Consider the following 25,655-nt stretch of genomic DNA (forward strand, 5'->3'; position numbering starts at 1 on the left):
TACAAACAAATAAATTTTAATTGGAGATTTAATATTCTTTATCGTTTTTAATAAAAATAACCAAAAATAAAACATAATTAAATAAACTTCAATATAGTTTAAAAATTTTTCAAATAGTTGTATTCTAATAAAAGATTTTTGATTAAGGGGGAAAAATAAGTTGAAAAAGAATGTTTTTGTCCTTGTCAGCTCTGTTCTCGTCTTAGGCGCTGCGCTTGCAGGTTGCGGTGGCAACTCGGCAGCTCCAGCACCTGCTGAAAATAACAATGGTTCCGCTGCACAACCAGCGAAAAATAATGGCCCACAAACTCTTCGTCTGAACTTGCACTCCGAGCCGCCAACGCTCGACCCAGGTATCGCGGAAGACTCGACTTCCGGTGCGGTTATCCGCGCGACGTTTGACGGTTTGACTCGCACAGGCCAAGACGGCAAACCGCATGAATCCGTTGCGGAAAAAGTGGATGTTTCGAAAGACATGCTGACGTACACCTTCCACCTTCGCGATAGCAAATGGAGCAATGGTGATCCTGTAACAGCGAAAGACTTTGAATTCGCTTGGAAGCGCGCGCTCGATCCAAAAACAGCTTCCAACTATGCTTATCAGCTGTACTACATTAAAAACGGTGAAAAATTCAACAAAAACGAAGCGAAAATGGATGACGTTGGCGTAAAAGCGTTGGACGACAAAACGCTTCAAGTCACACTCGAAAACCCAACTCCATACTTCTTGGAGCTGACCGCTTTCTATACGTACTACCCAGTTGACCAAAAAGTCGTAACTGCTGATCCAAAATGGGCGACAGAAGCGAAAACCCACGTGGGTAACGGTCCATTCAAACTTGAGGCTTGGGAGCATAAGAGCAAGCTGACTCTGGTTAAGAACGATAACTACTGGGATAAAGATACTGTCAAATTGGACAAAATCGACTTCTCTATGGTTGAAGATGAGAATACCGAACTGTCCATGTTCGATAACGGTGAACTTGACTGGGCAGGTGCTCCACTGAGCACAATCCCAACCGACGCGATGCAATCGCTCAAGGATTCCGGCAAGCTGAACATCCAGCCAATCGCCGCAACCTATATGTACAAGTTCAATACGACAAAAGCGCCATTCAACAACGCGAAAATCCGTAAAGCGTTTGCTTACGCGATTGACCGTAAATCGATCATCGATAACGTAACCCAAGCAGAACAAGCTCCAGCAACCGGTTTGGTGCCAACATCCATGATCTTGAACAAAGATGGCTACTTCAAAGACCATGATGTGGAAACAGCGAAAACATTGCTGGCTGAAGGTATGAAAGAGCTCGGCATCACTAAGCTGCCGCCGATCACACTGTCCTTCAACACATCCGAGGGTCACAAGAAAATCGCTGAAGCGATCCAAGACCAATGGAAAAAGGAATTGGGCGCTGACGTGAAACTGGAAAACAAAGAGTGGAAAGTTTACCTGGAAGATATGCACCAAGGTAACACGCATGTATTCCGTTCCGGTTGGACCGGCGACTTCAACGATCCAATCAACTTCCTGGCTCTCTTCAAAGAGAAAAATGGCGGTAACAACGATACGTTCTGGGAAAACAAACAGTACCAAGAGCTGTTGAACAAATCTGCCCTGGAAGCTGATCCGGAAAAACGGAAAGCCATTCTTGCGCAAGCAGAGCAAATCTTGATGGATGAAATGCCAATCGCGCCTATCTACTTCTATACGAACTCTTACGTGAAAAAAGACAACGTAAAAGGCGTTTTGATGGATGGATTGGGCTTCATCGATTACAAATGGGCTTCCATCGAGTAAGATACGCATGACAAAAAGAGGACCTGCCAGTCAGGTGCCTCTTTTTTTTCGTGGCTATGGACATCCGACCAATCCAGTTCTCTTCTCTTGTCATAGTGTAATGTGAGCAATCAGTGCTGTTCAAGAGGAGGAGAAGCATGGACATCAATAAGTGGATGAATATTGCGAAAGGGATTTCGAAAGATAAGCTGAAAACCGATTCCGGCTTAAAGGAAGTTATCCGTGATTTAGGGAAAAAAGCCGGAAAAAATCTTTCCGACGATGATGTAAGTAAATACGCATCGATGTTCAGGAAAATGGCCAAAACCGAAGACGTCGGAAGCTTGCTCGGCAAGCTGCAAAAAAAGGGCGTCAAGACCGATGATATCAAAAGCATCAAAAGACGGCTAAATAAGTAGGGAGGGCGAGCGAGATCGCTACGAAAAAGAAAAAATTATCCTCCCAAAGAGACCAGATCAAGGAATTAACGACCAAGATCACTCAATTATCCGTGGCGTCGCAATCACATAATGATATCTTGGTTCGGGAATTGTCCGGCATGAGACAGGACATGGCTTTGTTGAAGGCAGAGCTGGCGAAAAAAAATAAGGAGCGGGCGGGACGATCCGGATTCCGTCCACCCCGGTTATTCAGCCGTTCGCGTTCACAGCCTGTCGTGGAGGAAGCCCCCGTGCAAGTACCGTCCATCAAACTGGACGACTTGCTGCCGCTCCTGCCGCACTTAAGTGGTGTGATACCGCAGTTGGGCAACCCAAAGGTCGCAGATGCGATGAAGATGCTGTCCAATCCGGCAGTTATGTCGCTGATCCAGCAATTTTTGCAGGGGAATATGGGCGGCTTGCTCAAGCAAAATTCGCCAACAGTTGTCCAAACCCAAAGGAGAAGAGCCCTTCTGTGAGAAGTGGCTTTCTCTTTTTTTTAATGGGCACTGCTATAAGTGCTACCGCAAAATTCGGCGCAATCGCGCAGATTCGGTCAATTAGTTCGAAAAGACTACAAACTTTTTAAGGACAAGCATCGTCTAATATAGAGTGTGGAGAATACGCAGCTTAAGGGAGGACAGCGATGAGAAAGAGTTATGCAGCATGGATGCTTCTGCTGTTCAGCTTTTGCCTGCTGCCTGGTCTAGCAATGGCAGCACCAGCCCAGGCACAAGATCAATTAAAGCTGATGGTAGAAGGGAAAAGTGTCGATGCGGATGTCCCACCGGTGATTGACCAGGGACGGACACTTGTGCCGGTCCGTGTAGTTGCTGAGCAATTGGGCGCTACGGTGACTTGGGATGATGTATCGCGGTCGGCAACGATTGTGCGTGGACAAACCACGCTGGAATTGACGCTTGATCGCAAGGCTGCTCGGAAGAACGGCAAGGACGTACAACTTGATACCGCGCCGAAAGTACATAATGGCCGAATGCTGTTACCGTTGCGTTTTGTCAGCGAATCGCTGGGGCTTACGGTCGGTTGGGAAGAAGCGACGCGAACGGTTATTGTGAATAGTCCGCTAACCGTCTCTGTCAACGGTTCTGGACTGGCTGCCGCGTCTACTGTCTACGTAATCGATGGTACGGCTTTTGTACCTGTCGATGCGCTTGCCAATTCATTTGGTTTGAAAGATTGGGTGAATAAGCAAACGATTCACCAGACGAGGACAATTGATTCCGTCCGGGTTGCACCACTTGATGAAATGAGAGACCTTTTAGGAGTGGATGCGCAGTGGGATCAAAAAAACAGCCGTATCACCTTTACACGCGATACGAACTTTACCGGGGTAGAGGTTGACGGAGAAAAAGTTTCGATCAAAACCACGAACCGAGTCACCCCCGCATCTTTCACATTGGAAGGGCCTCACCGGATTGTCATGGACTTCCCGCAAACGCATTTGTCTAGTAAAATGCAAAATGGACTGGATAGTTCCTATCAAGGAATCGCGTACCAAGCCAGTGCGGCAAACGATTCCGATGACCGGGAAACTACGCAAAATAACCGGGTAAACGATCAAGCCGCCGAAATGCCGTCCTGGCTTTCGGGGATTGAGGAGAACAATGATTCAGAGGATGTAGCGGTAGATGCACTCAGCCAAGTAACAGCGGCATCAGTTCCGGTAGCCTCGGATGCGAAGCCGCCACTGGTTACGACGATCCGCTACAGCCAATATCAGCCGGATGTGGTCCGAGTCGTTGTCGAGCTGTCACAAAAAAGCAATTACGATCTGTCTCAACAAGAGGACGGAGTGTCTGTAACGCTGAAGCCGGCTCCGAGAAAAACAGGTTACCTGATTGTCATCGATGCCGGTCATGGCGGGCACGATAATGGTGCGTCTGGTGTAGCAGGCAACAAAGAGAAGGATTATAATCTGGCTGTCGCCAATAAAGTGGTCAAGCTCCTCTCTCAATACAAAGAGTTCCAGGTCGTTGCCACCCGCTCGACAGATGTATACCTGACCTTACAGCAGAGAGTTGAGATTGCGAACAACATGGGGGCAGACTTGTTCCTGTCGGTGCATGCCAACTCGTTTACGCCTACCTCTCGCGGAACAGAAACATTTTATTACAATGCGAACAGTGAGGCATTTGCCCGCCTTGTTCACAGCTATCTGGTGAAGGCAACAGGCTTCCCTGATCGAACCGTTCAGATTCAACCGTTTTATGTGATCAAAAATACCAAAATGCCGGCCACGTTGACCGAAACAGGATTTTTGACAAACGAGATTGAGAATAAGCAGCTGATGTCACCTGCGTTCCAGGATAAAATCGCGCAAGCGTTGGCTACAGCAATCCGCGAATATTACTTGCAGAATCAATAAGCGGATATAAGCGCAAGGGGGATTTTGGATGATGAAACGTATGAGAACAGGCCGATTGCTTTTACCTGTGTTAGCCGCGATGTTGCTTATGTCAGCATGTGGGACGGGAACAACACCGCAAACGCAGACACCGCCGGGAACTGAAACACCGGCAGGGGAGCAAAACAGCGGGACGGGTCAGACGACGGCTCCAAAACCGGAAGAGCAAAAACAGAAAGTGTTGGTTTACTACTCAGACGATAATTTAACCAAAATGGAAAAAGAAGAACACGAAATCACCTTTGAAAAAGATGACGAGAAGTACAAAAAGGCGATGGAGCTGTTGGGGAAACCGGCCAATAAAGGGGATCAGCCGCTTTGGGCGAATTTCGCTTTCCACTCCATCACAATCAATAAAGGCGAGCTGACTATCGATGCTGATAGCAAAAACCAGTACAACATGGGATCGACCGGCGAAATGATGGCGATCGAAGCGTTGCGCATGACCATGTTCCAATTCCCTGAGGTGCAAACCATTCATATTATTCAGGATGGCAAACCTGTGGAATCGTTGATGGGCCATGTCGATGTAAGTGAGCCAATTACCCGGTAATGGCCAGGAAAAGTCCGAGAAGTTCTCGGGCTTTTTCTTTTTTCCGGGAAAACTTGTCCCATTTCTTTAAATAACCTTTACATTCGCACCACAAAACGATAACAATCGGCGTGTATAGTTAGGAAAAGATTCATGATTATCAATTCGCATGCAGTTCAGCAGCTTTTATCAAGAAGAATCGAAAAATAGAAAAAGGAGCTGCTCCTCGATGAGTATCATTGACGTACGCGACCTCAATCTCCATTACGGCGCGCAACATGCCTTGACCAACATTCAAATCGAAATGCAGGAAAATAGCATTACAGCGTTTATCGGACCATCCGGCTGCGGGAAATCCACTTTTTTGCGGACCTTAAATCGGATGAATGATATGATTCCCGGCGTCACCATTGAAGGGCAGGTGCGCATTGCAGGGGAGGATATTTACCAATCCTCTGTCGATGTAGAAATTTTGCGTAAAAATGTGGGCATGGTGTTTCAGCAGCCCAATCCTTTTCCGAAAAGCATCTATGATAATATTACGTTCGGACCTAGGCTGCACGGGGTAACCCAGCGGAGCGTTCTCGACGAAATTGTGGAAAAAAGCCTTCGCGCAGCCGCACTATGGGACGAGGTGAAGGATAGCTTGAAAAAGCCGGCGCACGGCCTCTCCGGGGGACAGCAGCAGCGACTGTGCATCGCTCGCGCTTTGGCAGTCAACCCGCAAATCTTGCTGATGGATGAGCCAACATCGGCACTCGACCCGATCTCTACTGCCAAGATCGAAGATTTGCTGGAAGAACTCAAAGCGACCTATACCATTGTGATCGTGACACACAATATGCAGCAGGCAGCCCGTATTTCCGATAAAACGGCGTTTTTCCTACACGGGGAGCTTGTCGAATATGATGTGACCCCAACCATCTTCCAAAATCCGTGCGACAAGCGTACGGAGGACTATATTACCGGACGTTTCGGTTAAAACAACAGACGCCATTCCATAGGGCGTCTTTTTTGTAATGCAACCGCGGCTCCGCCAAAAAGCTTGGCGTAGCCGGGTTTTCTAATGAGTGCAGCAGTGGGCCAACCATATTTTTCACTTTACAGCGAATCGCCCATCACACATAATGGGTATCTGTTGATACGTAATGCATCTGAGGAGGACCTCATTGTGGGAATGTCTGTTGTGGCTTTTGTTATCTTTGCGTGTACGCTGGCTGCCGTCATCACGAAGCCTCGCAATCTTTCCATCGGATGGTCCGCGATGGGGGGAGCGGTCGTCGCCATTTTGGCCCGTGTCGTTTCTTTTCAGGACGTGTGGAACGTTACCTCGATCGTCTGGAACGCGACGTTTTCACTCGTGGGGATCATTTTGATTTCGCTGCTGCTCGATCAGATCGGTTTTTTTGAATGGGCAGCTTTGCATATGGCGCATATCGCCAAAGGAAACGGCCGTTTGATGTTCGTCTATGTGATTTTGCTCGGGGCAGTGGTGTCCGCCTTTTTTACCAATGATGGTGCTGCCCTTATCCTGACCCCGATCGTGCTGGCACAGGTGAGGGTGTTGAAGCTCGATGAGCGGATGGTGTTGGCGTATGTTATGGCAAGCGGTTTTATTGCGGATACGTCATCGCTGCCATTTATTATTAGCAATTTGGTGAATATTTTGTCTGCCGATTATTTTGACATCGGATTTGCCGAGTATTCGCTGTACATGCTTTTGCCCAACCTGTTTTCAATTGCGGCGAGCGTTGGCGTGCTGCTGCTTTATTTCCGCAAACGCATACCGGCAAGCTATGATGCGAGTCGCCTCGCGCAGCCGCGGGAAGCAATCAAGGACTTGTCCTTGTTTCGTCTGTCCTGGGCCATTCTCGGCGTGCTGCTGGTGAGCCTGTTTTGCAGTGGATGGATGCATGTTCCGGTCTCGTTGATTATCAACGGGGTTGCGCTATTCTTTCTGCTGATGGCCCGCCGCTCTAAGTCCGTCCAGACGTGGAGCTTGATTAAGAATGCGCCCTGGGTCGTCATCGTATTTTCCATCGGGATGTATGTTGTCGTCTGGGGACTGGGCGGTGTCGGGTTAACCGATCTGCTGGCCCGTTGGATCCGCTTGCTTGCTGATCATGGCGTTGTGGCGGCAGCGCTGGGCATGGGGTTTTTGGCAGCGTTTCTCTCGTCTATCATGAACAATTTGCCGACAGTCATGTTTGATGCGCTTGCGATAAAAGCCGCGCATACGACCGGAATTGTGCAGGATGCACTGATTTATGCCAATGTGATCGGCAGTGACCTTGGTCCCAAAATAACACCGATCGGCTCTTTGGCGACATTGCTGTGGCTGCATGTGCTTCAGCGCAAAGGGGTCAAGATTGGATGGGGAGCTTATTTTAAAACGGGAATTGTTCTGACGCTGCCGATTTTGCTGTTCACATTGGTCGGTCTTATCGTGACACTGTTGATCAAGGGAAGCTGAACACCTGGCCTTTTGCATAGTCATCATTCATAAAACGTCATGTGTGGCATCGATTCTTTGTAATAGTTCAGCCTGTCTTCACGCGTACCGGTATGGAACTCGAACTTGTGTCCGTCCGGATCAGTAAAATAGAGGGAGCGTCGGTCACGCTCGTCACGCTTACGGCCTGGGAGAATGGTTACGCCCAGGTCTTTTAGTTTTTGCTCCAACGAATCGAATTCGTCCTCAGTGACTGAAAACGCAATATGGGTGTACGAATGCTGGATTTCATTACGCGGGATCGATTCTTCGACGTTAAGGGCAAGCCAGAGACCATCTAAATCAAAATAAGCCAGCTTGCGTCCTTTCACCAGCAGCTTTGCCCCCAGCGCATTTTGATAAAACGCGATGGACGTTTCGAGATCGGATACGGAAAACAGCAAGTGATTGATCTTCATTAGCCTACCTCCATTGGAAATATCGCATACTCTCTCAGTTTGTGGAAAAAATACGATGGAATCAAACGTTTTTTTCAAATTTACACCAAAAGGTAGGGGGATCGCGCTATGTGGGAAGGTTGGCCGATAGAACGCATATTGCTGATTTTTGTCGGACTTGCTTTTGCTTTGATTTTCATCCAGGTTACCATGTTTCACTCGCGCCAAAACTTTCGGCATTGGGCAATGTGGGTACCGGTAATTGAAACCCCGGTTTTTGCCGTTTTGGCTATTGCATTGGCTTTTACGCAGCCGATGTGGCTTTTGTGGACGTTTACCATCTTGATGTGGGTCGGCGTCGCGGGCGGCTTGTACGGCGCCTCGCTGCATGCCGCCGGAGTGAGACAGCGCGTCGGGGGATTTTCGCAAAGCCAAAATTTCCTCGTGGGGCCGCCCATCATTTTGCCATTATTAATCAGTGCGTTCAGCGGACTTGGCTTGATCGCGCTCTATTGGGGGTGAAACGATGACGGAGACGACAAGGTACCCAGCTTATGACGTGTGGGAGCAGCACGCGGAATGGGATGAACATACCCAGCACGTTGTCGGCAAGCGGCGGATGGCCAAGCTGGCAAACCGGTTTTTCACCCATGCGGAAGGGTTGCAGATGCAGACGGTAGCTGCGCTTTTGATCGATGAGAATCGCCAGGAAGTGCTCTCCTTTGTTATGGAGCATCTCGATGAAAAGCTTGTCAGCCCGATTGGCGAATCACAGCGAAAGGTGGGAATTCCCGTGCGGTCCGAGCTTTATCGGAAAGGGTTGGCGGGAATTGACGAAGCGAGTCATGCTGCTTACCGCGCAAGCTTCCTCGCACTTGATCGCGAACGACAACTGGACATTTTGTCACACGTTGCGGAGGGGAAGGCGGCACAGACGGAGGCGTGGAAGGCATTGCCACAAAAAGAGTTCTTTAAAGCACTTTTGAATGATGTAGTGAGCGCGTGCTATTCGCACCCGGCCATTTGGTCGGAAATCGGCTACGGTGGCCCTGCTTATCCACGTGGGTACGTGCGGGTGGAAAAAGGATTGGTTGATCCGTGGGAGGCAAAGCGAAATGGCGAATAAAGAGCGACTTGATTTTGCAGCCAAGCGGAAATATGCCGATGGAGCTGATGTTTGCATTGTTGGGGCAGGCGCGGCAGGTGGCGTGCTTGCTTACGAGCTCGCGAAGGAAGGGTTAAAGGTCGTCGTCCTGGAGGCCGGGCCATTTTGGGACCCGCAGCACGACTTTGCCAGCGACGAGCTTGCGACCCGGCGATTGGCTTGGCAGGCAACGCGCCTAGTGGACGGAGCCAATCCGCTCAAGCTCGGACACAACAATTCCGGACGCGGTGTTGGCGGAGGCACCGTGCATTTTACTGGGGTCTTCCTGCGTTTTCATGAAAGTGATTTCATGACAAAAAGCGTGGATGGGGTCGGTGAGGACTGGCCAATCCGCTATCAGGACCTTGCCCCTTATTATGATTACATCGAGCGGGAAATCGCGGTATCCGGCCCTAACCATTTTCCTTGGGGCTCTTACAACGGGCCGTACCCGTACCCGGTCCGCGAGCCGATCAGCGCCAATGCACAGCTGTTCCGCGAGGCTTGCGAGCAACGGGGGATCGAGAGCGTTGTAGCCCCGCTGGCGATTTTGTCAGGACCTTTCGATGGAAGGCCGCCTTGCATCAATCGCGGTTTTTGCAATCAGGGCTGTATGCCCAATGCCAAGTACAGCGGGTTGATCCACCACATCCCCAAAGCGATCGATCTGGGAGCGGAAGTTTTGGCGGATTGCATGGTGACACAGGTGCTCACGGATGGGACAAGGACAACCGGCGTAGTATTTGACCATGATGGGGAGAGCTATGTACAAAAGGCGCGGGTGGTCATTCTAGCGGGATTTGTGGTCGAGACACCGCGGCTTTTGCTGCATTCGGCAACGCCGCATTTTCCGGAAGGTCTGGCCAATTCCAGCGGATGGGTGGGCAAAGCAATCATGCCGCATTCCAGCCAGGATGTGTACGGCTTGCTTCCAGAGGAGGTGCGCTTGTACAAAGGCACGCCCGTCCTCGCTCTCACCCAGCATTTTTATGAAACCGACCGTGACCGAGGATTCGCACGCGGTTATACGCTGAGCGCTCATGGCTCCCGGCCGGTAGGGATGGCATCCGCGATTGCGACCGAACAACAAAATGGGAAGATGCTTTGGGGTCAGAAACTGCGCCGCACCATGCTTGATTACAACTGGTATGCGCGCATTACCTTGGTAGGCGAAGTGCTACCCAATCCCGATAACAAAGTCTCATTGGCGAATGAAAAAGATGAATACGGAATGCCTTTAGCGCGGGTGACTTTCAGCTATGGAGAAAATGACAAACGACTGATTTCGCACGCGATTGAACAGATGAACGAGCTGATTTTGGCGATGGGGGGCAAACCTGCGCATGTTGTCGAGGATACGGCGCATTTGATGGGAGGCTGTCGGATGGGGGATGATCCCAAGACCTCTGTCGTCGATTCATTCGGACGCTGTCACGACATACCGAATCTGTATATCGCCGGAGCAAGCACATTTGTCACGTCCAGCGGGGCCAATCCGACCAATACGGTCATGGCGTTGGCGGCCCGCACAGCTGATCATTTGGTCGAGGTGATGCGTGCAGGGGAGTTGTAAAAAAATATTTCGCATGAAAAATTTCGCATAAAAGTTTCGTTCCCTATCCCACTATTCCTATAGTATACTGTTTACATGTAATAAAGGGAAAAGCGGGGGAGAGGAATGGAAGGTTCAGAAATCGTTCAACTAATGTATCTGGCAGACCTGTTTAAGCTGCTTGGTGACAAGACTCGTCTTACGATCATGGCTCTGCTGTACGTTCAATCCCTGTGTGTTCGTGATTTAGTGGAAATATTGCAAGTGTCGCAACCATCGGTGTCCCAACATCTAGCAAAGCTGCGTATTCAGGGATTAGTGAAAGAAACGCGCCAAGGTGCATGGGTTTTCTACTCGATCAATTCCGAGCATATGCCGATTGTCAAAATGATCTTGGATCAAATGCCAGATATGCAACACACGATTAAAACCGTGCAAAATGAACAAGTAAAAGCCGCTTATTGAGAAGCTGGCTCGTAAAGGAGCGTCGGACGTAAAACCGTGCGCTCTTTTTTTTACGTGCAAAAATTGACAGGCATTCGTGGGGCGTTCATCCTTGGGCAGCCACCCCGAAACGGTTTTTTTTTACTATTTCCTACAGGGATACATCGCTTCGAAGGTGCACACATTATAGTCGTACCGGAGGAGGTGAATCAAACATGGCGAAACGCAATAAAACCGCTGGTATGACTCCAGCTGCGCAACAAGCGCAAGCGCAAAACACAGCGACTGAATTCGCAAGCGAAACAAACGCAGCAGAAGTTCGTAGCCAAAACCAACAATCTGCTGCTCGCGCTGCACAAGCGCAAACGCAAAACACAGCGACTGAATTTGCGAGCGAAACAAACGTGGCAGAGGTTCGTAAACAAAACCAACAATCTGCTTCCCGTTCTGCTCAGCAAAACAACATCAATCAATAGTCGACTGTATTATCCCTCCACCATTTGTGGAGGGATTTGATTTTTTCTGTGGAACTTGCCACAATGGGAGCGTGATGAAGCGGGGAGTGATACAGTGATTATTGGAACAGGCATCGACCTATTGGAAATCGAACGGATCTCACAGATCGACAAGCGGCAGCCAAAGCTTGTAAACAGGGTGCTGACAGAAAGTGAAATGGCAGCGGTGCCTGTAAAGGAACCGCGTAGAACCGAATACATAGCAAGTCGCTATGCCGTTAAGGAAGCAGCCTCCAAAGCATTTGGGACAGGAATTGGAGCTTCCCTCGGCTTCCATGATATCGAAATTCGCAAGGACCGGCTCGGCAAGCCATGCCTCGATGTGACAAAAGAAGCGGTGGAGCGATGCTTCCCTGCAGAAGATCCGACCCGTTTGCGTTTTCATGTCAGCATTTCCCACAGTAAGCAGTTCGTCGTCGCTCAAGTCATCGTCGAACGAACCTAACTTGTCTGCATACTGGGACGAGAATGGACATAGATATATATCGCATGGAGTAGGAGGGACGACCTGACGGGTTCGGGAACACGTTGTCCGCCAGCCAAACGGGCGATCTATCATGATCTTTTTCGTCAAAAGAGACAAGTCCGGTCAGCTGCAGGCTGCCAAATTTCCTGGGAAATTGACAGGCCTCCCTCCAGTGTCGAAAAAGACTAGGAGGAGTTGAGTTACATGAGACGAAGGGCTATTTGGATCGCGCTATTGTTGATGTTATCTCTTATTTCCACCGGCTGCTTTGGCGCCAAAACGCCGGAGGACGTAGTGGAAGATCTAAGCAGTAACCTCAATAAAATCAATGGCTACAAGTCCAGTGCGGTGCTCACGCTGCAAATGGGATCGACACCACAGGAGTACAATGTGGAAGTATGGTATGCCAAGCCGACAAAGTATCGTGTCGCGCTGACATCCAAGCAGCGAAATATTACCCAGATCATCCTGCGTAACGATGAAGGGGTTTTTGTCCTCACGCCGCACCTGAACAAGAGCTTCCGTTTCCAAAGCGGCTGGCCGGAAAACAACGGGCCTCTCTACTTGTACGAAACGTTGGTACACAGCATCGTGGAAGACAACGAACGCGTTGTAAATATGGCTGACAAGCAGTATGTCTTCGAGGTAAAAGCCAATTACAGCGGGAATCGTTCGCTGGCAAAGCAAAAAATATGGATGACAGAAGATTTCAAACCGACGCAAGCGGAAATTATGGACAACAATATGAACACATTGGTCAATATCAAATTTAACGAATTCACCTTCAATCCGACTTTTGACAAGGACGCATTTGACAAAGATCGTAATATGACCAGCTCGATTACAGCCGTTCCGACACTGGCGACAAACGGAACGCCGTTGAAGAAGCCGAACGACCAATTCGGCGTCATCGAGCCAACTTACTTACCAAAAGGTGTTCAGCAGGTGGATATCGAACCGGTGAAGGTCGATGGACAGCGCGTTGTCGTCCTGAAGTACCAGGGTGCGTACAATTACCTACTGTCTGAATCCCGCCCTACAGCTGCTTCTGTTTCCTATGAACAAGGCATGCCGCTTGATCTCGGCTTCACGGTCGGGGTACTGACGCAGATGGGTGAGAACCGCAGGTTGCTGACATGGGAGCTGGATGGGGTGGAGTTCCAGCTGAAAGGCGACCTGCCTGAAGAAGAAATGGTCAAAATCGCTGACTCGATGTACGGGTTAGGTGGGAAATAACCAACGGATGCCCCCCTTGCTAAATCGGCAGGGGGTCTTTTATATAAGTGCTAGCCATGTTTTCTAAACGTAAAACGAGGATTCAAGCTGTCCAATTTGCAAATACACGCGCGATTGAGCCAAAACGTGAGGATTCCAACGAATCGATGAGTTTATTAGCATTGGTTAATATTGTCATCGTTTTCATGCGAGATAGCGCCGGTTTTTGCGGGGGTTGCCGATTTGCAGGAGAAAATACGGATGATTACAATAGAAGCAAGTGGATGCGTAAAGACAAAAAATCCGTTTTTTGATCCAAAGCTCTCATCAACGCAACGAAGCGATGTACCACAATTGCTAGCTGTCATTGCGAAAAAATCGAACTTTTACCTGTTACAACAGGCAATATGATTAGGACTGTACCGATTGTAACGGCTTTGATAGGGAGCGTCTCAAGGGAGGCGTATTAATATGGCGACGATTGTCGAGATGATCGCAATCTTGTTCCGTTGGAATAACCGTCAGTAACCTGTGTGAAAGCCGTATCCACTGTAACACCAATGTAAGAAACTGCAATAAATAAACCAGAGTCGAGTTGGACTCTGGTTCTTTTCTTTTCATCATCGGCAAACGGGTCAGGGAGTTCTGCTATGCTTATTCCTCAAGGGGCCAATTAAATCCCCCAACGTTACCCAATCTTTTTCAAATCCTTGATTTTACCGGGGGAGTGACAGTCTTTGTTCATTGACACGCCGTGGCAAAAAAGGATAAGATACGCATAGCAAATGATGAGGTGAGAAAAGGAATCTATGAAAAAAGGAACGGACGAAATTCTGTATCAAGCGGAAGCTCAGTATAAGGATTTGTTATTGCGCAAAACGTTCGGGTTGCGCATTTTAGAGACCGTTGTTTTCATAGTGGGGATGCTTTTGGCTTCTGCGGTGTTTAATTCGGAAACGCTTGTTTTCAAAATAAGCGCATTTGTTATCGCATTTGCAGTCGTCGGTTTGGCGCCGTTTGTTTACAAAGTCGTGCTGCGACCGCGTTATACGCTGACGAAATCTCACTTGGTCATCTCCATTTCTGGTAAGGAACGCTCCTTTCCGCTCAATGAAGTGGAAGCAATCATCGAAGGGCGTCATATGTATCGATTATCGGGTAAACGCGAGGCCCTCATGGTGTCGCGCGATTTTCTTGCTCATTTGAATGAGCGCATTTTCCTATTCCAGCGAAAAAATAAGAGGCGATAAACGATGAAGCCATATTGCAGGGATACATGGGTTGAAGTGAATCTTGATGCGATAAGTGCCAATGTCCGTACGTTTCGTGCGCATACCCCCAAACAGACGGGCATTATGGCAGTGGTAAAGGCGGATGGGTATGGTCATGGCTCAGTACAGGTTGCCCGTGAAGCGATTGCTGCCGGGGCAGACACACTTGGCGTGGCCATGCTGGATGAAGCGATTGTATTGCGAAAGGCTGGCATCACGGAACCGGTGCTGGTGCTCGGATACACACCGCTCGACAGTGTGGAGAAGGCGCACCGATGGGACGTGGAGTTGACCGCGTACCAGGCAGACTGGATTCGGGAAGCGGATCGGCTGCTCTTGCAAAGCGAAAATCCAGCTAAGCCGCTCGGCATTCATTTGAAAGCCGATACAGGCATGGGACGCATCGGTGTAAGGGAGATTCCAGAATTACTCGAGGTGACGGAAGCGCTGGCAGCTGCTAAGCGACTCGCCTGGACCGGGATCTTCACTCATTTCGCCTGTGCGGACGAACCGGATACGAGCCATGTTAAAGCGCAGCATGAACGCTTTCAGGAGATGCTGGCGGCGTTGCGCGAAATTGGCTATCAATTGCCTTTGGTACACTGCTGCAATTCAGCGGCTGCAATCGTTTTTCCCGAATGGGGTTATGATACAATCCGTCTGGGCATAAGCTTATACGGATTATACCCGTCGCCATACCTCAAAGAGCGTCAAGATATTCAACTTGTCCCTGCGCTCAGTTTGAAGACGCGTATCGCGCATGTGAAAACGGCGGCGGAGCCGTTTACGGTGAGCTACGGCGCGACATATACGGCGCAGCCAGGGGAGCAGGTCGCGACATTGCCGATTGGATACGCGGACGGATTTTCCCGCGCATTTTCCAACCGTGGCATCGTGCTGCACAATGGAATGCGTGCGCCTGTCGTCGGCAGGGTTTGCATGGACCAAACGATGGTTCGGATTGATCAAGGCAACGCCCGTGTCGGGGATGAGGTTGTCCTGTATGGGAAGCAAGGAACCGAGGAGTTTTCGCTTGATGAGGCTGCTGCGATCCTCGGTACCATCAATTATGAAGTTCCGTGTATGCTGAATGCGCGCGTGCCTAGAATCTATTTGCGAAACTACGAGTGTGTCGAAATATGCCAAGGGATCGTGAAGGGATAAGATGTATGTAATTTTCTAGCCGATCCGTTTGCATGATTCAGCAGGAATTAAGGTGAAAAAGTCGAATAGGTATGAGGTATATTTTTGCATCTTGTTCGACATAATGGTATTGTCGCGAATGGAAGTCCGGTATAATCTTTTATTTCCGTGGGTATTGGTTGGAGGTGGATTTGTCTTGTCTAAGCCAAATACAAAACGCATCATGATAAGCTTGCCGCAAAATTTACTACAGGAAGTAGACGGGGTTATAGAAAAAGAGAAGTCCAATCGGAGTGAATTTGTACGCCAAGCGATGAGTTTATATTTAAAAGAACGTAAGAAACGTTTCATTCGTGAGACGATGCAAAAAGGATATATGGAAATGGCAAAAATCAATTTGAGAATGGCGTCGGAAGCATTCGGAGCTGAAGAAGAAGCTGATCTCACCTTGGACCGCTTAGTAAGCGGGGTGTAACGTGTGATTGTAAAACGTGGCGATGTTTTTTTCGCGGATCTTTCCCCTGTGGTAGGCTCCGAACAAGGGGGCGTCCGACCAGTATTAGTGATTCAAAACGATATTGGCAATCGGTTCAGTCCTACGGTTATCGTAGCAGCGATAACGGCCCAGATTCAGAAGGCAAAGTTGCCGACGCATGTGGAAATTGATGCGAAAACCTATGGTTTTGATCGCGATTCTGTCATTTTGCTTGAGCAGATTCGGACCATAGACAAACAGCGTCTCACTGATAAAATTACACATTTGGACGAAGAAATGATGGAACGTGTGAATGAATCCCTGCAAATCAGTTTGGGATTAATCGATTTTTAACGGAGAGCCGTGAGTGGCTCTTTTTTTGTTAAAAATTTTTTGATCGATTCCACGTTTATTTGGGAAGTATTTCCTCAGTTTGCCGAAACGAAAATCGAAACCAATCCTATTCTTTTTAAGAGAATACGTTGTATACTTAATGTACTAGTTGGATGACAAAAAGTGACAACATTTTACGCCGCAGGAGACGGGAAGGAGCGCCTTACGAATATGGAGATGCCATACTGTATCCCAATTCTTACTGAACAGGATATTGTAACTGCCAGGCAAATGGGGCGAAAACTGGCGAAGGATTTGGGATATGGCATGATTTTTCAGTCCCGTATTGCAACTGCTATTTCAGAGCTGGCCCGTAACATCTTCCTGTACGCTGATAGTGGAAGCGTAAAAATTAATATCATTGAAAAAGAAGGAAAAGTAGGATTGGCGGTCGTTGCCGAGGATCAGGGACAAGGCATTCGAGATATCAAAAAAGCGATGGAAGACGGATACAGCACCTCGGGCGGGCTTGGCGCCGGACTGCCGGGAGTCAAGCGTTTGATGGATCAGTTTACGATTGAAAGTCAGGCAGGCAAAGGAACACGGGTTGAAATTGTGAAGTGGCGCGATTAGGACAGGAGGAGCAGCAATGCAGAAAGAAAACCTGCTGACTCAGTATCAGGAGATCTTGCAGGCGTACCTCCAGGAAGGCGGGGAAAACCAGCTTTATCTCGGGCAGCAGCTGAGCAAATGGTTGCTCGCGGGAAATGTGCCGCCGGAAGAGGTCATTGAGCTTCATTTGGGGGCATTGTCAAAAAAGACGGAGGTTTCTGAGGAGATTCGCGCGTCTTTTGAAATGCTGACGGAAATCATGATTGAGTACGGAAATGCGATACGGGAAAATCGAAGCTTGCGCTCGCGGCAAAAGCAGATGGAATCGGAATTCGAAATCGCCGTCGCGATGCAGCAGACGATGCTTCCTGATGAAGTGCCGGATTTCCCTGACCTCGATATCGGAGTTGTGCATGTTCCGGCTAATCAGGTAAGCGGAGATTATTATAATTTTGTGCAGCGCGAGGATCATGCGTTCAGCGTTGCGATTGCCGACATCGTCGGAAAAGGGATGCCTGCCGCCCTCTGTATGTCGATGATCAAATTTGCGATGGATTCGTTCGATGAATCCAGTGTCAAACCAGGGCGGATGCTCCATCATTTGAATCGGGTTGTCGAGCGGAATATTGATCCTAGCATGTTTGTCACTATGTTGTTCGGCAGATACGATACAATGCGCCACCGTTTTCGTTATGCGGTAGCGGGACATGAGCCAGGTTTTTTGTTTTGTGCACGAGATGAGAAGTTCACCGATTTGGAAGGAAAAGGGTTGGTCCTGGGCATGCTGCCGGAAACCTGTTTCAGCGAAAAGGAAGTGGCGCTGGAAAGTGGGGACATGCTTATTTTGATGACAGACGGGGTTGTGGAACGGAAGATCGGGACACGCTATTTCCAGCGTGAGGATCTACTCCCTTACCTACATGCTGAAATCGGTCTCTCCGCACAGGAGATGGCTGACCGAATTTATCGACGCTTGTTGCTCCTATCCAATTTCGAATTGCAGGATGACTATACGATGATCATCATACATCGGCTTTAAAGCTGCATTGTGGTAATACGCTTGCTAAGAGGGGGGATAGATATGAATTTGATGATTCGGGAGCAGGAAACCGAGCAAGGCGCAGTAATCTTGTTTTTGCAAGGAGAAGTGGATGCGTTTACAGCGCCGAGGGTAAGCGAGCGCTTGACGCCGATTATCCTAAGCAAACGTTATGCATCTGTAACGATTGACTTGGCCGAGGTTACCTACATGGATAGCACCGGAATCGGTGTTTTGATCGGAGCGTTGAAGGCATCCAAACAAAGCGGCTGCAGCATGCTGGTGCGTCGGATTCCATCGCGGATCGATCGGCTGTTTCAGATTACCGGCTTGAAGGATATTCTTACCATAGTGCCGTCAGAAGGAGGAGAGGAAACGAAATGAACATAAACGGTTCTGCCGATGTGATCGATTTAACGATTCCTGCCAGATTGGAGTACATAGGGGTCGCTCGTTTACTTGTATCAGGTGTTGCCAATCGCGCTGGCCTCACCTATGACGACATTGAGGATGTCAAACTGGCGGTCGCCGAGGCGTGCACGAATGCCGTCCAGCATGCCTATCTGGAACAGGAAGGCAGCATTCGCATCCAATGTCAGCTGTTTTGTGACCGTTTGCTGATCCAAGTCGCAGATGATGGGGTCAGCTTTGATATGGAGCGGGAAAAAATGAAAATGGGGCCGATTGATCGGGAGGCGAGTATCGAAACGATAACGGAAGGAGGGCTTGGGCTCTTTCTCATCCATTCTTTGATGGATGAAGTTGACGTGCGGAATGATCAAGGCATTGTGGTATCGATGGTGAAGTATGTGCAGCGAGACGGGGTGGCAGAAGATGTCGATGCATTCACAAGGACAGAGATTTAGCCGCGATGAAATATTCCGCTTGATCAAGAAATTCCAATGCGAGCCTACTGATGATGTTCAGAATAGCCTGGTAATTCAGTTTGGTGAAATGGTTCAGTCGCTTGCGAGTCGCTTTGCCAAAGGGAGAGAATCGGTGGAGGATCTCAGCCAGGTAGGGATGATCGGGCTGTTGGCAGCGCTAAGGCGATACGATGAATCGTACGGCCGTAATTTTGAAAGCTTTGCCGTGCCGACGATTGTCGGTGAAATCAAGCGATACATACGTGACAAGACATGGAGCGTTCATGTTCCTCGCAGAATCAAGGAGCTCAGCCCCCGCATCAAGAAAGCGGTGGATGCCCTGACGATCGAGCTGCAACGATCTCCGCAAATCAGTGACATCGCCAACTATTTGCAAGTGAGCGAGGAAGATGTGCTGGAAGCGATGGAGATGGGTCGAAGCTATCAGGCGCTTTCCATGGATAATGAAATTGATGCGGACCAGGAAGGCAGCTCGATGACGTTGCTCGATTTGGTGGGCAAGCCGGACGAAGGCTATCAGCGAGTAGAAAGGGAGCTCATGCTGAAAAAAGTGCTGCATGTGCTCAATGAAAGAGAAAAGGAAATCATTCAGCTCACCTTCTATCAAAACCTGAGCCAAAAACAGGCGGGTGATCTGCTTGGCATTTCGCAAATGCATGTGTCGCGCTTGCAACGGCGTGCTTTGATGAAGCTGCGTGAAGCGATGCGTATCGATAGCGGTGATCTCGTGGAACGATAACGAAAAGTCAACTCGAATGAGAGGAGCTCATGTCGAGTTTTTTGTTTTACCGACGCGTCGAAATGCGTTTGTGGTACAATATTACAGCTAATAAACTTACGGGAGGCAATGTGGCTGATGGAAATGAGCTTGATGATACATACGATTGCAAATGAGCTGCAAATCAAGCAAGGTCAAGTGGAGCAGACGATCGGATTGCTGGATGAGGGCAATACCGTTCCATTCATCGCACGCTACCGCAAGGAAATGACCGGACAGCTAGATGAGACGCAGATACGCGACATCGAAGAGCGCCTGCGCTACTTACGCAACCTCAGCGTGCGCAAGGAAGAGGTGCTGCGCCTAATCGAGGAGCAAGGTAAGCTGACGGACGAGCTGCGCGCCGCGATCACCCAATCGGCAAAGTTACAGGAGGTTGAGGATCTGTACCGCCCCTACCGACAAAAACGCCGCACGCGGGCGACTGTCGCCAAGGAAAAGGGGTTGGAGCCACTGGCCAACTATTTGATGAGCCTGCCGCGTGATGGTGATCTGTTGACTGAAGCTGCGCGTTACATCAATCCGGAAAAAGAAGTCGAAACGGCCGAACAAGCCATCAACGGAGCGTGTGACATCATCGCCGAACAAATTTCCGACGATGCCGACATCCGCAAATGGATTCGGGAAACAACCTATCAAAAAGGCGTCCTCACCACCGAGCAAAAGGAAGCGGAGGAGGATGGCAAAAACGTCTACCAAATGTATTACGCTTATACCGAGCCGGTAAAAAAAGTTGTGCCACACCGCGTTTTGGCGATCAATCGTGGTGAAAATGAAGGGATTCTCAAAGTGACAATCGATGCTCCTGTAGAGGAGATCCGGAGCTTCATCCAGCGCAGGCTAATCAAAAAGCCGACAGTGGCTAAAGAACTGCTGGAGTCTACCATCGATGATGCGTACAAGCGCCTGATCGCCCCATCCATCGAAAGGGAAGTGCGTGCCCAGCTTTCGGAAGCTGGAGAGGAGAGAGCCATTCATATTTTTGCGGAAAATCTGCGCAACTTGCTGCTGCAGCCGCCTGTGAAAGGAAAGGTCGTGCTCGGCGTTGACCCTGCGTACCGGACAGGCTGCAAGCTCGCGGTCGTGGATGACACGGGGAAATTGCTGGAGGTTGCCGTCGTCTATCCGACTCCACCGATGAACAAGGTGGAAGAGGCGCGGAAGAAAGTAAAAGCGCTGATCGACAAGTATAGCGTCGAGCTGGTCACGGTCGGAAACGGCACGGCATCTCGGGAAACCGAGCAGTTCATCGCCGATACGTTGAAGGAAATCGACCGCAAGATTTTTTATATCATCGTCAACGAAGCCGGCGCATCGGTTTACTCCGCCTCGCCGCTGGCAAAGGAAGAGTTTCCTGAGCTGGACGTGGCTGAGCGGAGTGCCGTCTCGATTGCCCGTCGCATTCAAGACCCTCTCGCGGAGTTGGTGAAGATCGATCCGAAATCGGTCGGGGTGGGGCAATACCAGCATGACGTCTCGCAATCCCGCTTGGCCGAGAGCTTGCAATTTGTCGTAGAATCGGCGGTAAACCATGTCGGCGTTGATGTGAACACCGCTTCTCCCTCGCTGTTGCAGTACGTGTCCGGCGTCAGCAAACAGGTGGCCAGCAATATCGTTAAGTTTCGTGAAGAAAACGGACGGATCAATCAGCGCGCCCAGCTGAAAAAAGTGCCGCGACTCGGAGCCAAAACGTTCGAGCAGTGCATCGGCTTTTTACGCGTGATGGATGGCGCGAATCCGCTGGACAAAACGCCAATCCACCCGGAATCGTATGATGCCACGTATCAACTGCTTAAGGCGCTCGGCATCGAACCTGAGCAGCTGGGAAGCGACGAGTGCCGTGAGCGTTTGCTTGGCGTCGACCTCAAACGCATGGCCGAGCAGCTAGCAATCGGTGAGCCGACGCTGAAAGATATCGTGGACAGCCTGCTTCGCCCGGGTCGTGACCCGCGCGATGAGCTGCCTAAACCTCTTTTGCACCAGGATGTTTTGAAGCTGACTGATTTGGTCAAAGGCATGAAGCTGCAGGGTACCGTACGCAATGTGGTCGATTTCGGCGCATTTATCGACATCGGTCTAAAAAACGACGGGCTCGCCCATATTTCGCAGCTGAAAAAAGGATTTGTCAAACATCCACTGGATGTGGTGGCGGTTGGGGATATTGTCGATGTGTGGGTGTTGGACATTGACGAAAAACGACAGCGTGTCGGATTGACGCTGATCGGACCAGCGTAAGCAGCAAACGCGGTTTTTCCATGCAATGAAAATGAACATGAAAAAGCGACCGTCCTATTGCTGAGAACGGTCGCCGTGTTTTTCAAGATACAGGAACCAACAACTGTTTAATAAACGGATTTGCCTCACGTCTTTCCCGAAAAAGGCCCGTTGCAGTTGCCTACGCATCCATTGTGGCATGAAGGCACCTCCTGCTGTATCGTAAGCTACCAGCAGTGTATGCGAATGCCACAATGGCGGTTACCCTGTCGTACTATTCTTCTTCACGCAAAAACTCCAGTTGGGCTTGCAGGGCGCGGATCTCCGTCAACAGGGAGATGAGCGGGTAATTTTCTTCCTTGAGCTTGGCGAAGCGCTGCTCCAGATCAGTCACATATTCGAGACCTTCTTCGATGCGACAGGTGGGGGATACTACTTCCAGCTGGCTCATCTCGGCCAGAACGACAGGCAGAGCAGGGCGATCAGCGATTGTCAGTTTGTCGACTTCTTTGTGCAACCGTTTCAACAAAGCGACCAATTGATACATGTATGATTCAGGCAGGGCGACAAAACGCAGCGTATCCTGTTCATTCAGCAATAAATAGCGCATAAGGGCCTCCATTTTTTCGACAGTGATTCATCGACAAGTGTAGCGTATTCCCTAGCCGGAATTCAAGGGAAATTAAGAAAATGCAGCAGGGGGGAGAATGTGACCGATCAGGAGTTGCAACAGTTGACGCAGGAAATCTCGCTGCAGTTTTTTGGGGTGCCGTTCCGCCATCAGGCACGGTTCAACAGTCGGCTACGGACGACCGGAGGCAGGTATTTGCTCCGATCACACGATATCGAGCTCAATCCCAAGCATTTGGAAGAGCATGGGGAGGAGGAGCTGCTGGGCATTCTAAAGCATGAGCTGTGCCACTATCACCTTCATCTGCAGAAAAAAGGCTACAAGCACGCTGACCCGGAGTTCAAGGCATTGCTCCAGCGGGTGGGAGGCAGCAGGTATTGCCAGCACGTCGGAGGTAAGCCTGAAGCTCGACCGTTCCTTTATGAGCTGAAATGCAAGGACTGCGGGATGAGCTATAAGCGGAAGCGGAAAATGGACCCGGCGCGCTATGTATGCGGACGCTGCAAAGGAAAACTTACATTGTTGGAGCTGAAATAGCCAAAAAATGTTTTAGGGCGGTAAAGCGACGGGGTTCCTTGCGATAGGGGAACGGCACGGGTATAATGGTTGAAAACAAGGACAAAGTGAGGCGGTTACGGTGGCAAACGATGAATTCTCCTACATCCGTCAGTGGACCGGACGATCTGCCGGTCAGGCAGGAGACGGTTTGGTGGTGGGGATCGGGGATGATGCTGCCGTTTTTTCCGTGTCTTCAGATAAAGAAGTGATTGCTTGCTGTGATGCGATGGTAGAGACGGTGCATTTTTTGCGGGAAACGATGCACCACACCGATGTCGGGTACAAATCGTTCATCAGCAACATCAGCGATATCGCAGCGATGGGCGGTGTTCCCCGTTTCGCAATGGTGACGATTGCCAAGCCCGCTGCCTGGACACCAGAGGAATGCAGCCAGATTTACGACGGCATGTATGAGGCATGTAGGGAATATGGGGTTCGGATCATCGGCGGGGATACCGTTTCGGCTCCGGACGCCCTTCATTTGTCGGTGACGATGCTTGGCGAAGTGGAAAGAGGCATGGCGCTTCTGCGTTCGGCGGCAAAACCCGGCGACGCCGTGTTTGTGACGGGTACAGTGGGAGGAGCCGCTGCAGGATTGGATCTGCTGTTCAAAGTAAAAGAACATGGCACGCCTATGCAGTACGATCCGTACTGGGAGCCGTTGGTCCGTCTGCATCAACGACCGAGCGCGCAGGTGATGGCTGGCAGGCTTTTGCAGCAGGCGTCGGGGATCGGCGCGCTGAACGATGTGAGCGACGGACTCGCTTCCGAGCTGTGGGAAATCGCGGAAGCAAGCGGTGTGGCCATCTCTGTGGAGCGGGACATGCTCCCGATTGCCGGACTTGTACGAGAGTATGCCGAGACGGTCGGCAAGGATGCGGTTGACTGGGCTTTATACGGGGGCGAGGACTACCAGCTGGTGGGGACTGTGCAGGGAACAAAGGCGGAGATTCTGGCGCAAATGTTCGCCCGGCAAGGATTGTCCTTTTCGCTCATCGGAAAAATAGAGGCGGGATCGCCGCAAGTGTTTTTGCAAGCACCGGATGGCAGCAGCAAGCGATTGAACAAAGACGGCTACAATCATTTTCGGTGAAAGGCCGCGGGGAACCGGCAAGGAGGGTGCGAATGGAAAAGACGTACAAATGGCGGCTGGACAATGCGGGAAAGACGCGTGATTTCGCGGCAGCGCTTGCCGCGATGCTTGCGCCAGGCGATTTTTTGTCGTTGGAAGGCGATTTGGGCGCTGGCAAAACAACTTTTACCCAAGGACTTGCCCAAGGGTTGGGGATCAAAGGCGCAGTCAATAGTCCGACCTTCACGATCATGAAAGAGTACGCTGGCCGGCTGCCACTCTACCATTTTGATGTGTACCGCGTGGGCGAGGACATCGAGTCGGTTGGCGCGGATGAATACTTTTATGGCGACGGTGTTTGCGTGGTGGAATGGGCCTCGCTGATCGAAGCGTGGTTGCCTCAGGACCGCCTGACGATCATGCTTGGCAGAGGCGATGAAAATGATGTTCGGTTCATAGCGCTGTCCCCGCAAGGGAAGCGCTATGTCGAATTGTGCGAGGAGTTTGAGCGTAATGCGGGTTTTGGCGATCGACACGTCTAATTTGGTATTAAGTGTGGCAATTGTCGAAGAAGCGCGCGTTTTGGGCGAGCTGACAACCAATTTAAACAAAAACCACTCAGTGACGCTTATGGATAGCGTTTCTTATTTGATGGGGCAATTGGGGATCAAGCCAAAAGATCTTTCTGGCATTGCGGTTGCCAAAGGACCTGGTTCTTACACCGGTGTGCGCATCGGAGTGGCGACGGCCAAAAGCATGGCTTGGTCTCTGGGGATTCCGGTCATCGGGATTTCTAGCCTGCAGACGCTGGCTTGCAATGCAGCTGGGTTTGAAGGAGGCATTGTGCCGCTGTTTGACGCCCGGCGCGGCCAGGTTTATTCCGGCTTGTTCCGGACCGGTCAGCGCGCCTCAGTGGAGATGGAGCTCACGGAGCGGATCATTTTGCTGAAAGAGTGGCTCCCGATCGTTTCACAGCAAGTTGGGGAAAAGCCGCTGCTATTTCTCGGCGACGATACGGCGATGCATCGGGAGACGATTGTGGAGATCGTGGGCAGTCAGGCGCAATTTGCTTCTGCAGCCGACAATTTGCCGAGGGCTTCGCACATCGGTATGGTAGCGTTGCCGCTGTTGGCTGACGCGGGATCGCCGCATGAGCTGATGCCGGAATATTTGCAGGTGGCTGAGGCGGAAGCCAAGTGGCTTGCGGCGAATAAACAATAAAACATTCATAAAAAGAGGG

General features: G+C 50.2%; 32 protein-coding genes. 29 read left to right on the forward strand and 3 right to left on the reverse strand.

Translation table 11 applies throughout. The features are described 5' to 3' along the window. The first annotated feature begins 160 nt into the window (after positions 1 to 160). From EDM56_RS05405 to EDM56_RS05435, 7 genes are all read left to right on the forward strand, one after another. Positions 161 to 1,801 carry a peptide ABC transporter substrate-binding protein gene (locus EDM56_RS05405; RefSeq protein WP_122916867.1) on the forward strand — a complete coding sequence of 547 codons (1,641 nt, stop codon included), beginning with the start codon at positions 161 to 163 and terminating at the stop codon, positions 1,799 to 1,801. A 137-nt stretch (positions 1,802 to 1,938) separates the two neighbouring features. After that, a complete protein-coding gene (locus EDM56_RS05410; RefSeq protein WP_122916868.1) occupies positions 1,939 to 2,199 on the forward strand; it encodes a hypothetical protein in 261 nt (86 codons plus the stop codon). 140 nt (positions 2,200 to 2,339) lie between these two features. Continuing rightward, positions 2,340 to 2,699, forward strand: a complete 360-nt coding sequence (locus EDM56_RS05415; protein WP_148040359.1) for a hypothetical protein — start codon at positions 2,340 to 2,342, stop codon at positions 2,697 to 2,699. 167 nt (positions 2,700 to 2,866) lie between these two features. After that, a complete protein-coding gene (locus EDM56_RS05420) occupies positions 2,867 to 4,606 on the forward strand; it encodes an N-acetylmuramoyl-L-alanine amidase family protein (protein WP_122916870.1) in 1,740 nt (579 codons plus the stop codon). A gap of 28 nt (positions 4,607 to 4,634) precedes the next feature. Then, the gene (locus EDM56_RS05425) at positions 4,635 to 5,198 is read left to right on the forward strand and encodes a GerMN domain-containing protein (RefSeq protein WP_246009269.1); all 564 of its coding nucleotides are present in this window, start codon (positions 4,635 to 4,637) and stop codon (positions 5,196 to 5,198) included. A gap of 208 nt (positions 5,199 to 5,406) precedes the next feature. Next, positions 5,407 to 6,159: a phosphate ABC transporter ATP-binding protein PstB gene (gene pstB, locus EDM56_RS05430; RefSeq protein ID WP_221175964.1), complete on the forward strand. Its 753-nt coding sequence runs from the start codon at positions 5,407 to 5,409 to the stop codon at positions 6,157 to 6,159. Between the two features lie 195 nt (positions 6,160 to 6,354). Further along, a complete protein-coding gene (locus EDM56_RS05435; RefSeq protein WP_122916922.1) occupies positions 6,355 to 7,650 on the forward strand; it encodes an arsenic transporter in 1,296 nt (431 codons plus the stop codon). Between the two features lie 23 nt (positions 7,651 to 7,673). Here EDM56_RS05435 and fosB read toward each other — a convergent pair whose 3' ends face one another. Beyond that, complete coding sequence (gene fosB, locus EDM56_RS05440) at positions 7,674 to 8,087, reverse strand: metallothiol transferase FosB (protein ID WP_122916872.1); 414 nt, start codon at positions 8,085 to 8,087, stop codon at positions 7,674 to 7,676. A 108-nt stretch (positions 8,088 to 8,195) separates the two neighbouring features. Here fosB and EDM56_RS05445 point away from each other — a divergent pair, with 108 nt between their 5' ends. From EDM56_RS05445 to EDM56_RS05530, 18 genes are all read left to right on the forward strand, one after another. Then, a complete protein-coding gene (locus EDM56_RS05445; RefSeq protein ID WP_122916873.1) occupies positions 8,196 to 8,588 on the forward strand; it encodes a hypothetical protein in 393 nt (130 codons plus the stop codon). Positions 8,589 to 8,592: 4 nt separating this feature from the next. Continuing rightward, entirely contained in the window at positions 8,593 to 9,192 is a 600-nt protein-coding gene (locus EDM56_RS05450; RefSeq protein ID WP_122916874.1) for a gluconate 2-dehydrogenase subunit 3 family protein, read from the forward strand. Continuing rightward, positions 9,182 to 10,783 (forward strand): GMC family oxidoreductase, encoded by a 1,602-nt coding sequence (locus EDM56_RS05455; protein WP_122916875.1) that lies wholly within the window; start codon positions 9,182 to 9,184, stop codon positions 10,781 to 10,783. Before EDM56_RS05450 ends, EDM56_RS05455 begins: the two co-directional genes overlap by 11 nt. A gap of 105 nt (positions 10,784 to 10,888) precedes the next feature. Then, positions 10,889 to 11,227 carry an ArsR/SmtB family transcription factor gene (locus EDM56_RS05460; protein ID WP_122916876.1) on the forward strand — a complete coding sequence of 113 codons (339 nt, stop codon included), beginning with the start codon at positions 10,889 to 10,891 and terminating at the stop codon, positions 11,225 to 11,227. Positions 11,228 to 11,421: 194 nt separating this feature from the next. After that, positions 11,422 to 11,682 (forward strand): gamma-type small acid-soluble spore protein, encoded by a 261-nt coding sequence (locus EDM56_RS05465; RefSeq protein WP_122916877.1) that lies wholly within the window; start codon positions 11,422 to 11,424, stop codon positions 11,680 to 11,682. A gap of 94 nt (positions 11,683 to 11,776) precedes the next feature. After that, a complete protein-coding gene (acpS, locus tag EDM56_RS05470) occupies positions 11,777 to 12,166 on the forward strand; it encodes a holo-ACP synthase (RefSeq protein WP_122916878.1) in 390 nt (129 codons plus the stop codon). A 225-nt stretch (positions 12,167 to 12,391) separates the two neighbouring features. Further along, on the forward strand, positions 12,392 to 13,423 hold the full coding sequence (locus EDM56_RS05475; protein ID WP_122916879.1) for a DUF4367 domain-containing protein: 1,032 nt from the start codon (positions 12,392 to 12,394) through the stop codon (positions 13,421 to 13,423). A 47-nt stretch (positions 13,424 to 13,470) separates the two neighbouring features. Beyond that, positions 13,471 to 13,716 carry a hypothetical protein gene (locus EDM56_RS05480; protein ID WP_122916880.1) on the forward strand — a complete coding sequence of 82 codons (246 nt, stop codon included), beginning with the start codon at positions 13,471 to 13,473 and terminating at the stop codon, positions 13,714 to 13,716. A 495-nt stretch (positions 13,717 to 14,211) separates the two neighbouring features. Beyond that, positions 14,212 to 14,652, forward strand: a complete 441-nt coding sequence (locus EDM56_RS05485; protein ID WP_122916881.1) for a hypothetical protein — start codon at positions 14,212 to 14,214, stop codon at positions 14,650 to 14,652. A 3-nt stretch (positions 14,653 to 14,655) separates the two neighbouring features. Next, positions 14,656 to 15,837 (forward strand): alanine racemase, encoded by a 1,182-nt coding sequence (alr, locus tag EDM56_RS05490; RefSeq protein WP_122916882.1) that lies wholly within the window; start codon positions 14,656 to 14,658, stop codon positions 15,835 to 15,837. Between the two features lie 202 nt (positions 15,838 to 16,039). After that, a complete protein-coding gene (locus EDM56_RS05495; protein ID WP_122916923.1) occupies positions 16,040 to 16,291 on the forward strand; it encodes a CopG family ribbon-helix-helix protein in 252 nt (83 codons plus the stop codon). Positions 16,292 to 16,294: 3 nt separating this feature from the next. Next, positions 16,295 to 16,645, forward strand: a complete 351-nt coding sequence (locus EDM56_RS05500; protein ID WP_122916883.1) for a type II toxin-antitoxin system PemK/MazF family toxin — start codon at positions 16,295 to 16,297, stop codon at positions 16,643 to 16,645. A gap of 210 nt (positions 16,646 to 16,855) precedes the next feature. Beyond that, positions 16,856 to 17,257, forward strand: coding sequence for an anti-sigma regulatory factor (locus EDM56_RS05505; RefSeq protein WP_122916884.1), 402 nt, complete (start codon positions 16,856 to 16,858; stop codon positions 17,255 to 17,257). 16 nt (positions 17,258 to 17,273) lie between these two features. Next, entirely contained in the window at positions 17,274 to 18,275 is a 1,002-nt protein-coding gene (locus tag EDM56_RS05510) for a PP2C family protein-serine/threonine phosphatase (protein WP_122916885.1), read from the forward strand. Between the two features lie 42 nt (positions 18,276 to 18,317). Then, a complete protein-coding gene (locus EDM56_RS05515) occupies positions 18,318 to 18,659 on the forward strand; it encodes an STAS domain-containing protein (protein ID WP_122916886.1) in 342 nt (113 codons plus the stop codon). After that, a complete protein-coding gene (gene rsbW / locus EDM56_RS05520; protein WP_122916887.1) occupies positions 18,656 to 19,141 on the forward strand; it encodes an anti-sigma B factor RsbW in 486 nt (161 codons plus the stop codon). Before EDM56_RS05515 ends, rsbW begins: the two co-directional genes overlap by 4 nt. Continuing rightward, positions 19,110 to 19,901, forward strand: coding sequence for an RNA polymerase sigma factor SigB (gene sigB, locus EDM56_RS05525; protein WP_122916888.1), 792 nt, complete (start codon positions 19,110 to 19,112; stop codon positions 19,899 to 19,901). Before rsbW ends, sigB begins: the two co-directional genes overlap by 32 nt. 117 nt (positions 19,902 to 20,018) lie before the next feature. After that, the gene (locus EDM56_RS05530; RefSeq protein ID WP_122916889.1) at positions 20,019 to 22,175 is read left to right on the forward strand and encodes a Tex family protein; all 2,157 of its coding nucleotides are present in this window, start codon (positions 20,019 to 20,021) and stop codon (positions 22,173 to 22,175) included. Positions 22,176 to 22,229: 54 nt separating this feature from the next. Here the strand turns inward: EDM56_RS05530 and cmpA are convergent, their stop codons facing one another. Together cmpA and EDM56_RS05540 are read right to left on the reverse strand one after the other, a co-directional pair. Next, positions 22,230 to 22,355 carry a cortex morphogenetic protein CmpA gene (gene cmpA, locus EDM56_RS05535; protein ID WP_122916890.1) on the reverse strand — a complete coding sequence of 42 codons (126 nt, stop codon included), beginning with the start codon at positions 22,353 to 22,355 and terminating at the stop codon, positions 22,230 to 22,232. A gap of 73 nt (positions 22,356 to 22,428) precedes the next feature. Next, entirely contained in the window at positions 22,429 to 22,764 is a 336-nt protein-coding gene (locus EDM56_RS05540) for a hydrolase/acyltransferase (RefSeq protein WP_122916891.1), read from the reverse strand. A gap of 99 nt (positions 22,765 to 22,863) precedes the next feature. Here EDM56_RS05540 and EDM56_RS05545 point away from each other — a divergent pair, with 99 nt between their 5' ends. From EDM56_RS05545 to tsaB, 4 genes are all read left to right on the forward strand, one after another. After that, positions 22,864 to 23,322 (forward strand): SprT family protein, encoded by a 459-nt coding sequence (locus EDM56_RS05545; RefSeq protein ID WP_122916892.1) that lies wholly within the window; start codon positions 22,864 to 22,866, stop codon positions 23,320 to 23,322. 100 nt (positions 23,323 to 23,422) lie between these two features. After that, a complete protein-coding gene (gene thiL / locus EDM56_RS05550; protein WP_122916893.1) occupies positions 23,423 to 24,436 on the forward strand; it encodes a thiamine-phosphate kinase in 1,014 nt (337 codons plus the stop codon). Between the two features lie 32 nt (positions 24,437 to 24,468). Continuing rightward, a complete protein-coding gene (gene tsaE, locus EDM56_RS05555) occupies positions 24,469 to 24,957 on the forward strand; it encodes a tRNA (adenosine(37)-N6)-threonylcarbamoyltransferase complex ATPase subunit type 1 TsaE (RefSeq protein WP_122916894.1) in 489 nt (162 codons plus the stop codon). Beyond that, positions 24,929 to 25,636: a tRNA (adenosine(37)-N6)-threonylcarbamoyltransferase complex dimerization subunit type 1 TsaB gene (gene tsaB, locus EDM56_RS05560; protein WP_122916895.1), complete on the forward strand. Its 708-nt coding sequence runs from the start codon at positions 24,929 to 24,931 to the stop codon at positions 25,634 to 25,636. Before tsaE ends, tsaB begins: the two co-directional genes overlap by 29 nt. Positions 25,637 to 25,655 lie beyond the last annotated feature (19 nt).

The sequence above is a fragment of the Brevibacillus fluminis genome (assembly GCF_003710825.1).
In the GTDB taxonomy this organism is placed as follows: domain Bacteria; phylum Bacillota; class Bacilli; order Brevibacillales; family Brevibacillaceae; genus Brevibacillus_D; species Brevibacillus_D fluminis.

What these genes read in the sequence shown, in the direction of transcription:
- EDM56_RS05410 (WP_122916868.1), top strand. Translation starts at nt 1,939, where the DNA reads ATGGACATCAATAAGTGGATGAATATTGCGAAAGGGATTTCGAAAGAT.
- EDM56_RS05415 (WP_148040359.1), top strand. Translation starts at nt 2,340, where the DNA reads ATGAGACAGGACATGGCTTTGTTGAAGGCAGAGCTGGCGAAAAAAAAT.
- EDM56_RS05420 (WP_122916870.1), top strand. Translation starts at nt 2,867, where the DNA reads ATGAGAAAGAGTTATGCAGCATGGATGCTTCTGCTGTTCAGCTTTTGC.
- EDM56_RS05425 (WP_246009269.1), top strand. Translation starts at nt 4,635, where the DNA reads ATGATGAAACGTATGAGAACAGGCCGATTGCTTTTACCTGTGTTAGCC.
- pstB (WP_221175964.1), top strand. Translation starts at nt 5,407, where the DNA reads ATGAGTATCATTGACGTACGCGACCTCAATCTCCATTACGGCGCGCAA.
- EDM56_RS05435 (WP_122916922.1), top strand. Translation starts at nt 6,355, where the DNA reads ATGTCTGTTGTGGCTTTTGTTATCTTTGCGTGTACGCTGGCTGCCGTC.
- fosB (WP_122916872.1), bottom strand. Translation starts at nt 8,087, where the DNA reads ATGAAGATCAATCACTTGCTGTTTTCCGTATCCGATCTCGAAACGTCC.
- EDM56_RS05445 (WP_122916873.1), top strand. Translation starts at nt 8,196, where the DNA reads ATGTGGGAAGGTTGGCCGATAGAACGCATATTGCTGATTTTTGTCGGA.
- EDM56_RS05450 (WP_122916874.1), top strand. Translation starts at nt 8,593, where the DNA reads ATGACGGAGACGACAAGGTACCCAGCTTATGACGTGTGGGAGCAGCAC.
- EDM56_RS05455 (WP_122916875.1), top strand. Translation starts at nt 9,182, where the DNA reads ATGGCGAATAAAGAGCGACTTGATTTTGCAGCCAAGCGGAAATATGCC.
- EDM56_RS05460 (WP_122916876.1), top strand. Translation starts at nt 10,889, where the DNA reads ATGGAAGGTTCAGAAATCGTTCAACTAATGTATCTGGCAGACCTGTTT.
- EDM56_RS05465 (WP_122916877.1), top strand. Translation starts at nt 11,422, where the DNA reads ATGGCGAAACGCAATAAAACCGCTGGTATGACTCCAGCTGCGCAACAA.
- EDM56_RS05475 (WP_122916879.1), top strand. Translation starts at nt 12,392, where the DNA reads ATGAGACGAAGGGCTATTTGGATCGCGCTATTGTTGATGTTATCTCTT.
- EDM56_RS05485 (WP_122916881.1), top strand. Translation starts at nt 14,212, where the DNA reads ATGAAAAAAGGAACGGACGAAATTCTGTATCAAGCGGAAGCTCAGTAT.
- alr (WP_122916882.1), top strand. Translation starts at nt 14,656, where the DNA reads ATGAAGCCATATTGCAGGGATACATGGGTTGAAGTGAATCTTGATGCG.
- EDM56_RS05495 (WP_122916923.1), top strand. Translation starts at nt 16,040, where the DNA reads ATGATAAGCTTGCCGCAAAATTTACTACAGGAAGTAGACGGGGTTATA.
- EDM56_RS05505 (WP_122916884.1), top strand. Translation starts at nt 16,856, where the DNA reads ATGGAGATGCCATACTGTATCCCAATTCTTACTGAACAGGATATTGTA.
- EDM56_RS05510 (WP_122916885.1), top strand. Translation starts at nt 17,274, where the DNA reads ATGCAGAAAGAAAACCTGCTGACTCAGTATCAGGAGATCTTGCAGGCG.
- EDM56_RS05515 (WP_122916886.1), top strand. Translation starts at nt 18,318, where the DNA reads ATGAATTTGATGATTCGGGAGCAGGAAACCGAGCAAGGCGCAGTAATC.
- rsbW (WP_122916887.1), top strand. Translation starts at nt 18,656, where the DNA reads ATGAACATAAACGGTTCTGCCGATGTGATCGATTTAACGATTCCTGCC.
- sigB (WP_122916888.1), top strand. Translation starts at nt 19,110, where the DNA reads ATGTCGATGCATTCACAAGGACAGAGATTTAGCCGCGATGAAATATTC.
- EDM56_RS05530 (WP_122916889.1), top strand. Translation starts at nt 20,019, where the DNA reads ATGGAAATGAGCTTGATGATACATACGATTGCAAATGAGCTGCAAATC.
- cmpA (WP_122916890.1), bottom strand. Translation starts at nt 22,355, where the DNA reads ATGCCACAATGGATGCGTAGGCAACTGCAACGGGCCTTTTTCGGGAAA.
- EDM56_RS05540 (WP_122916891.1), bottom strand. Translation starts at nt 22,764, where the DNA reads ATGCGCTATTTATTGCTGAATGAACAGGATACGCTGCGTTTTGTCGCC.
- tsaE (WP_122916894.1), top strand. Translation starts at nt 24,469, where the DNA reads ATGGAAAAGACGTACAAATGGCGGCTGGACAATGCGGGAAAGACGCGT.
- tsaB (WP_122916895.1), top strand. Translation starts at nt 24,929, where the DNA reads ATGCGGGTTTTGGCGATCGACACGTCTAATTTGGTATTAAGTGTGGCA.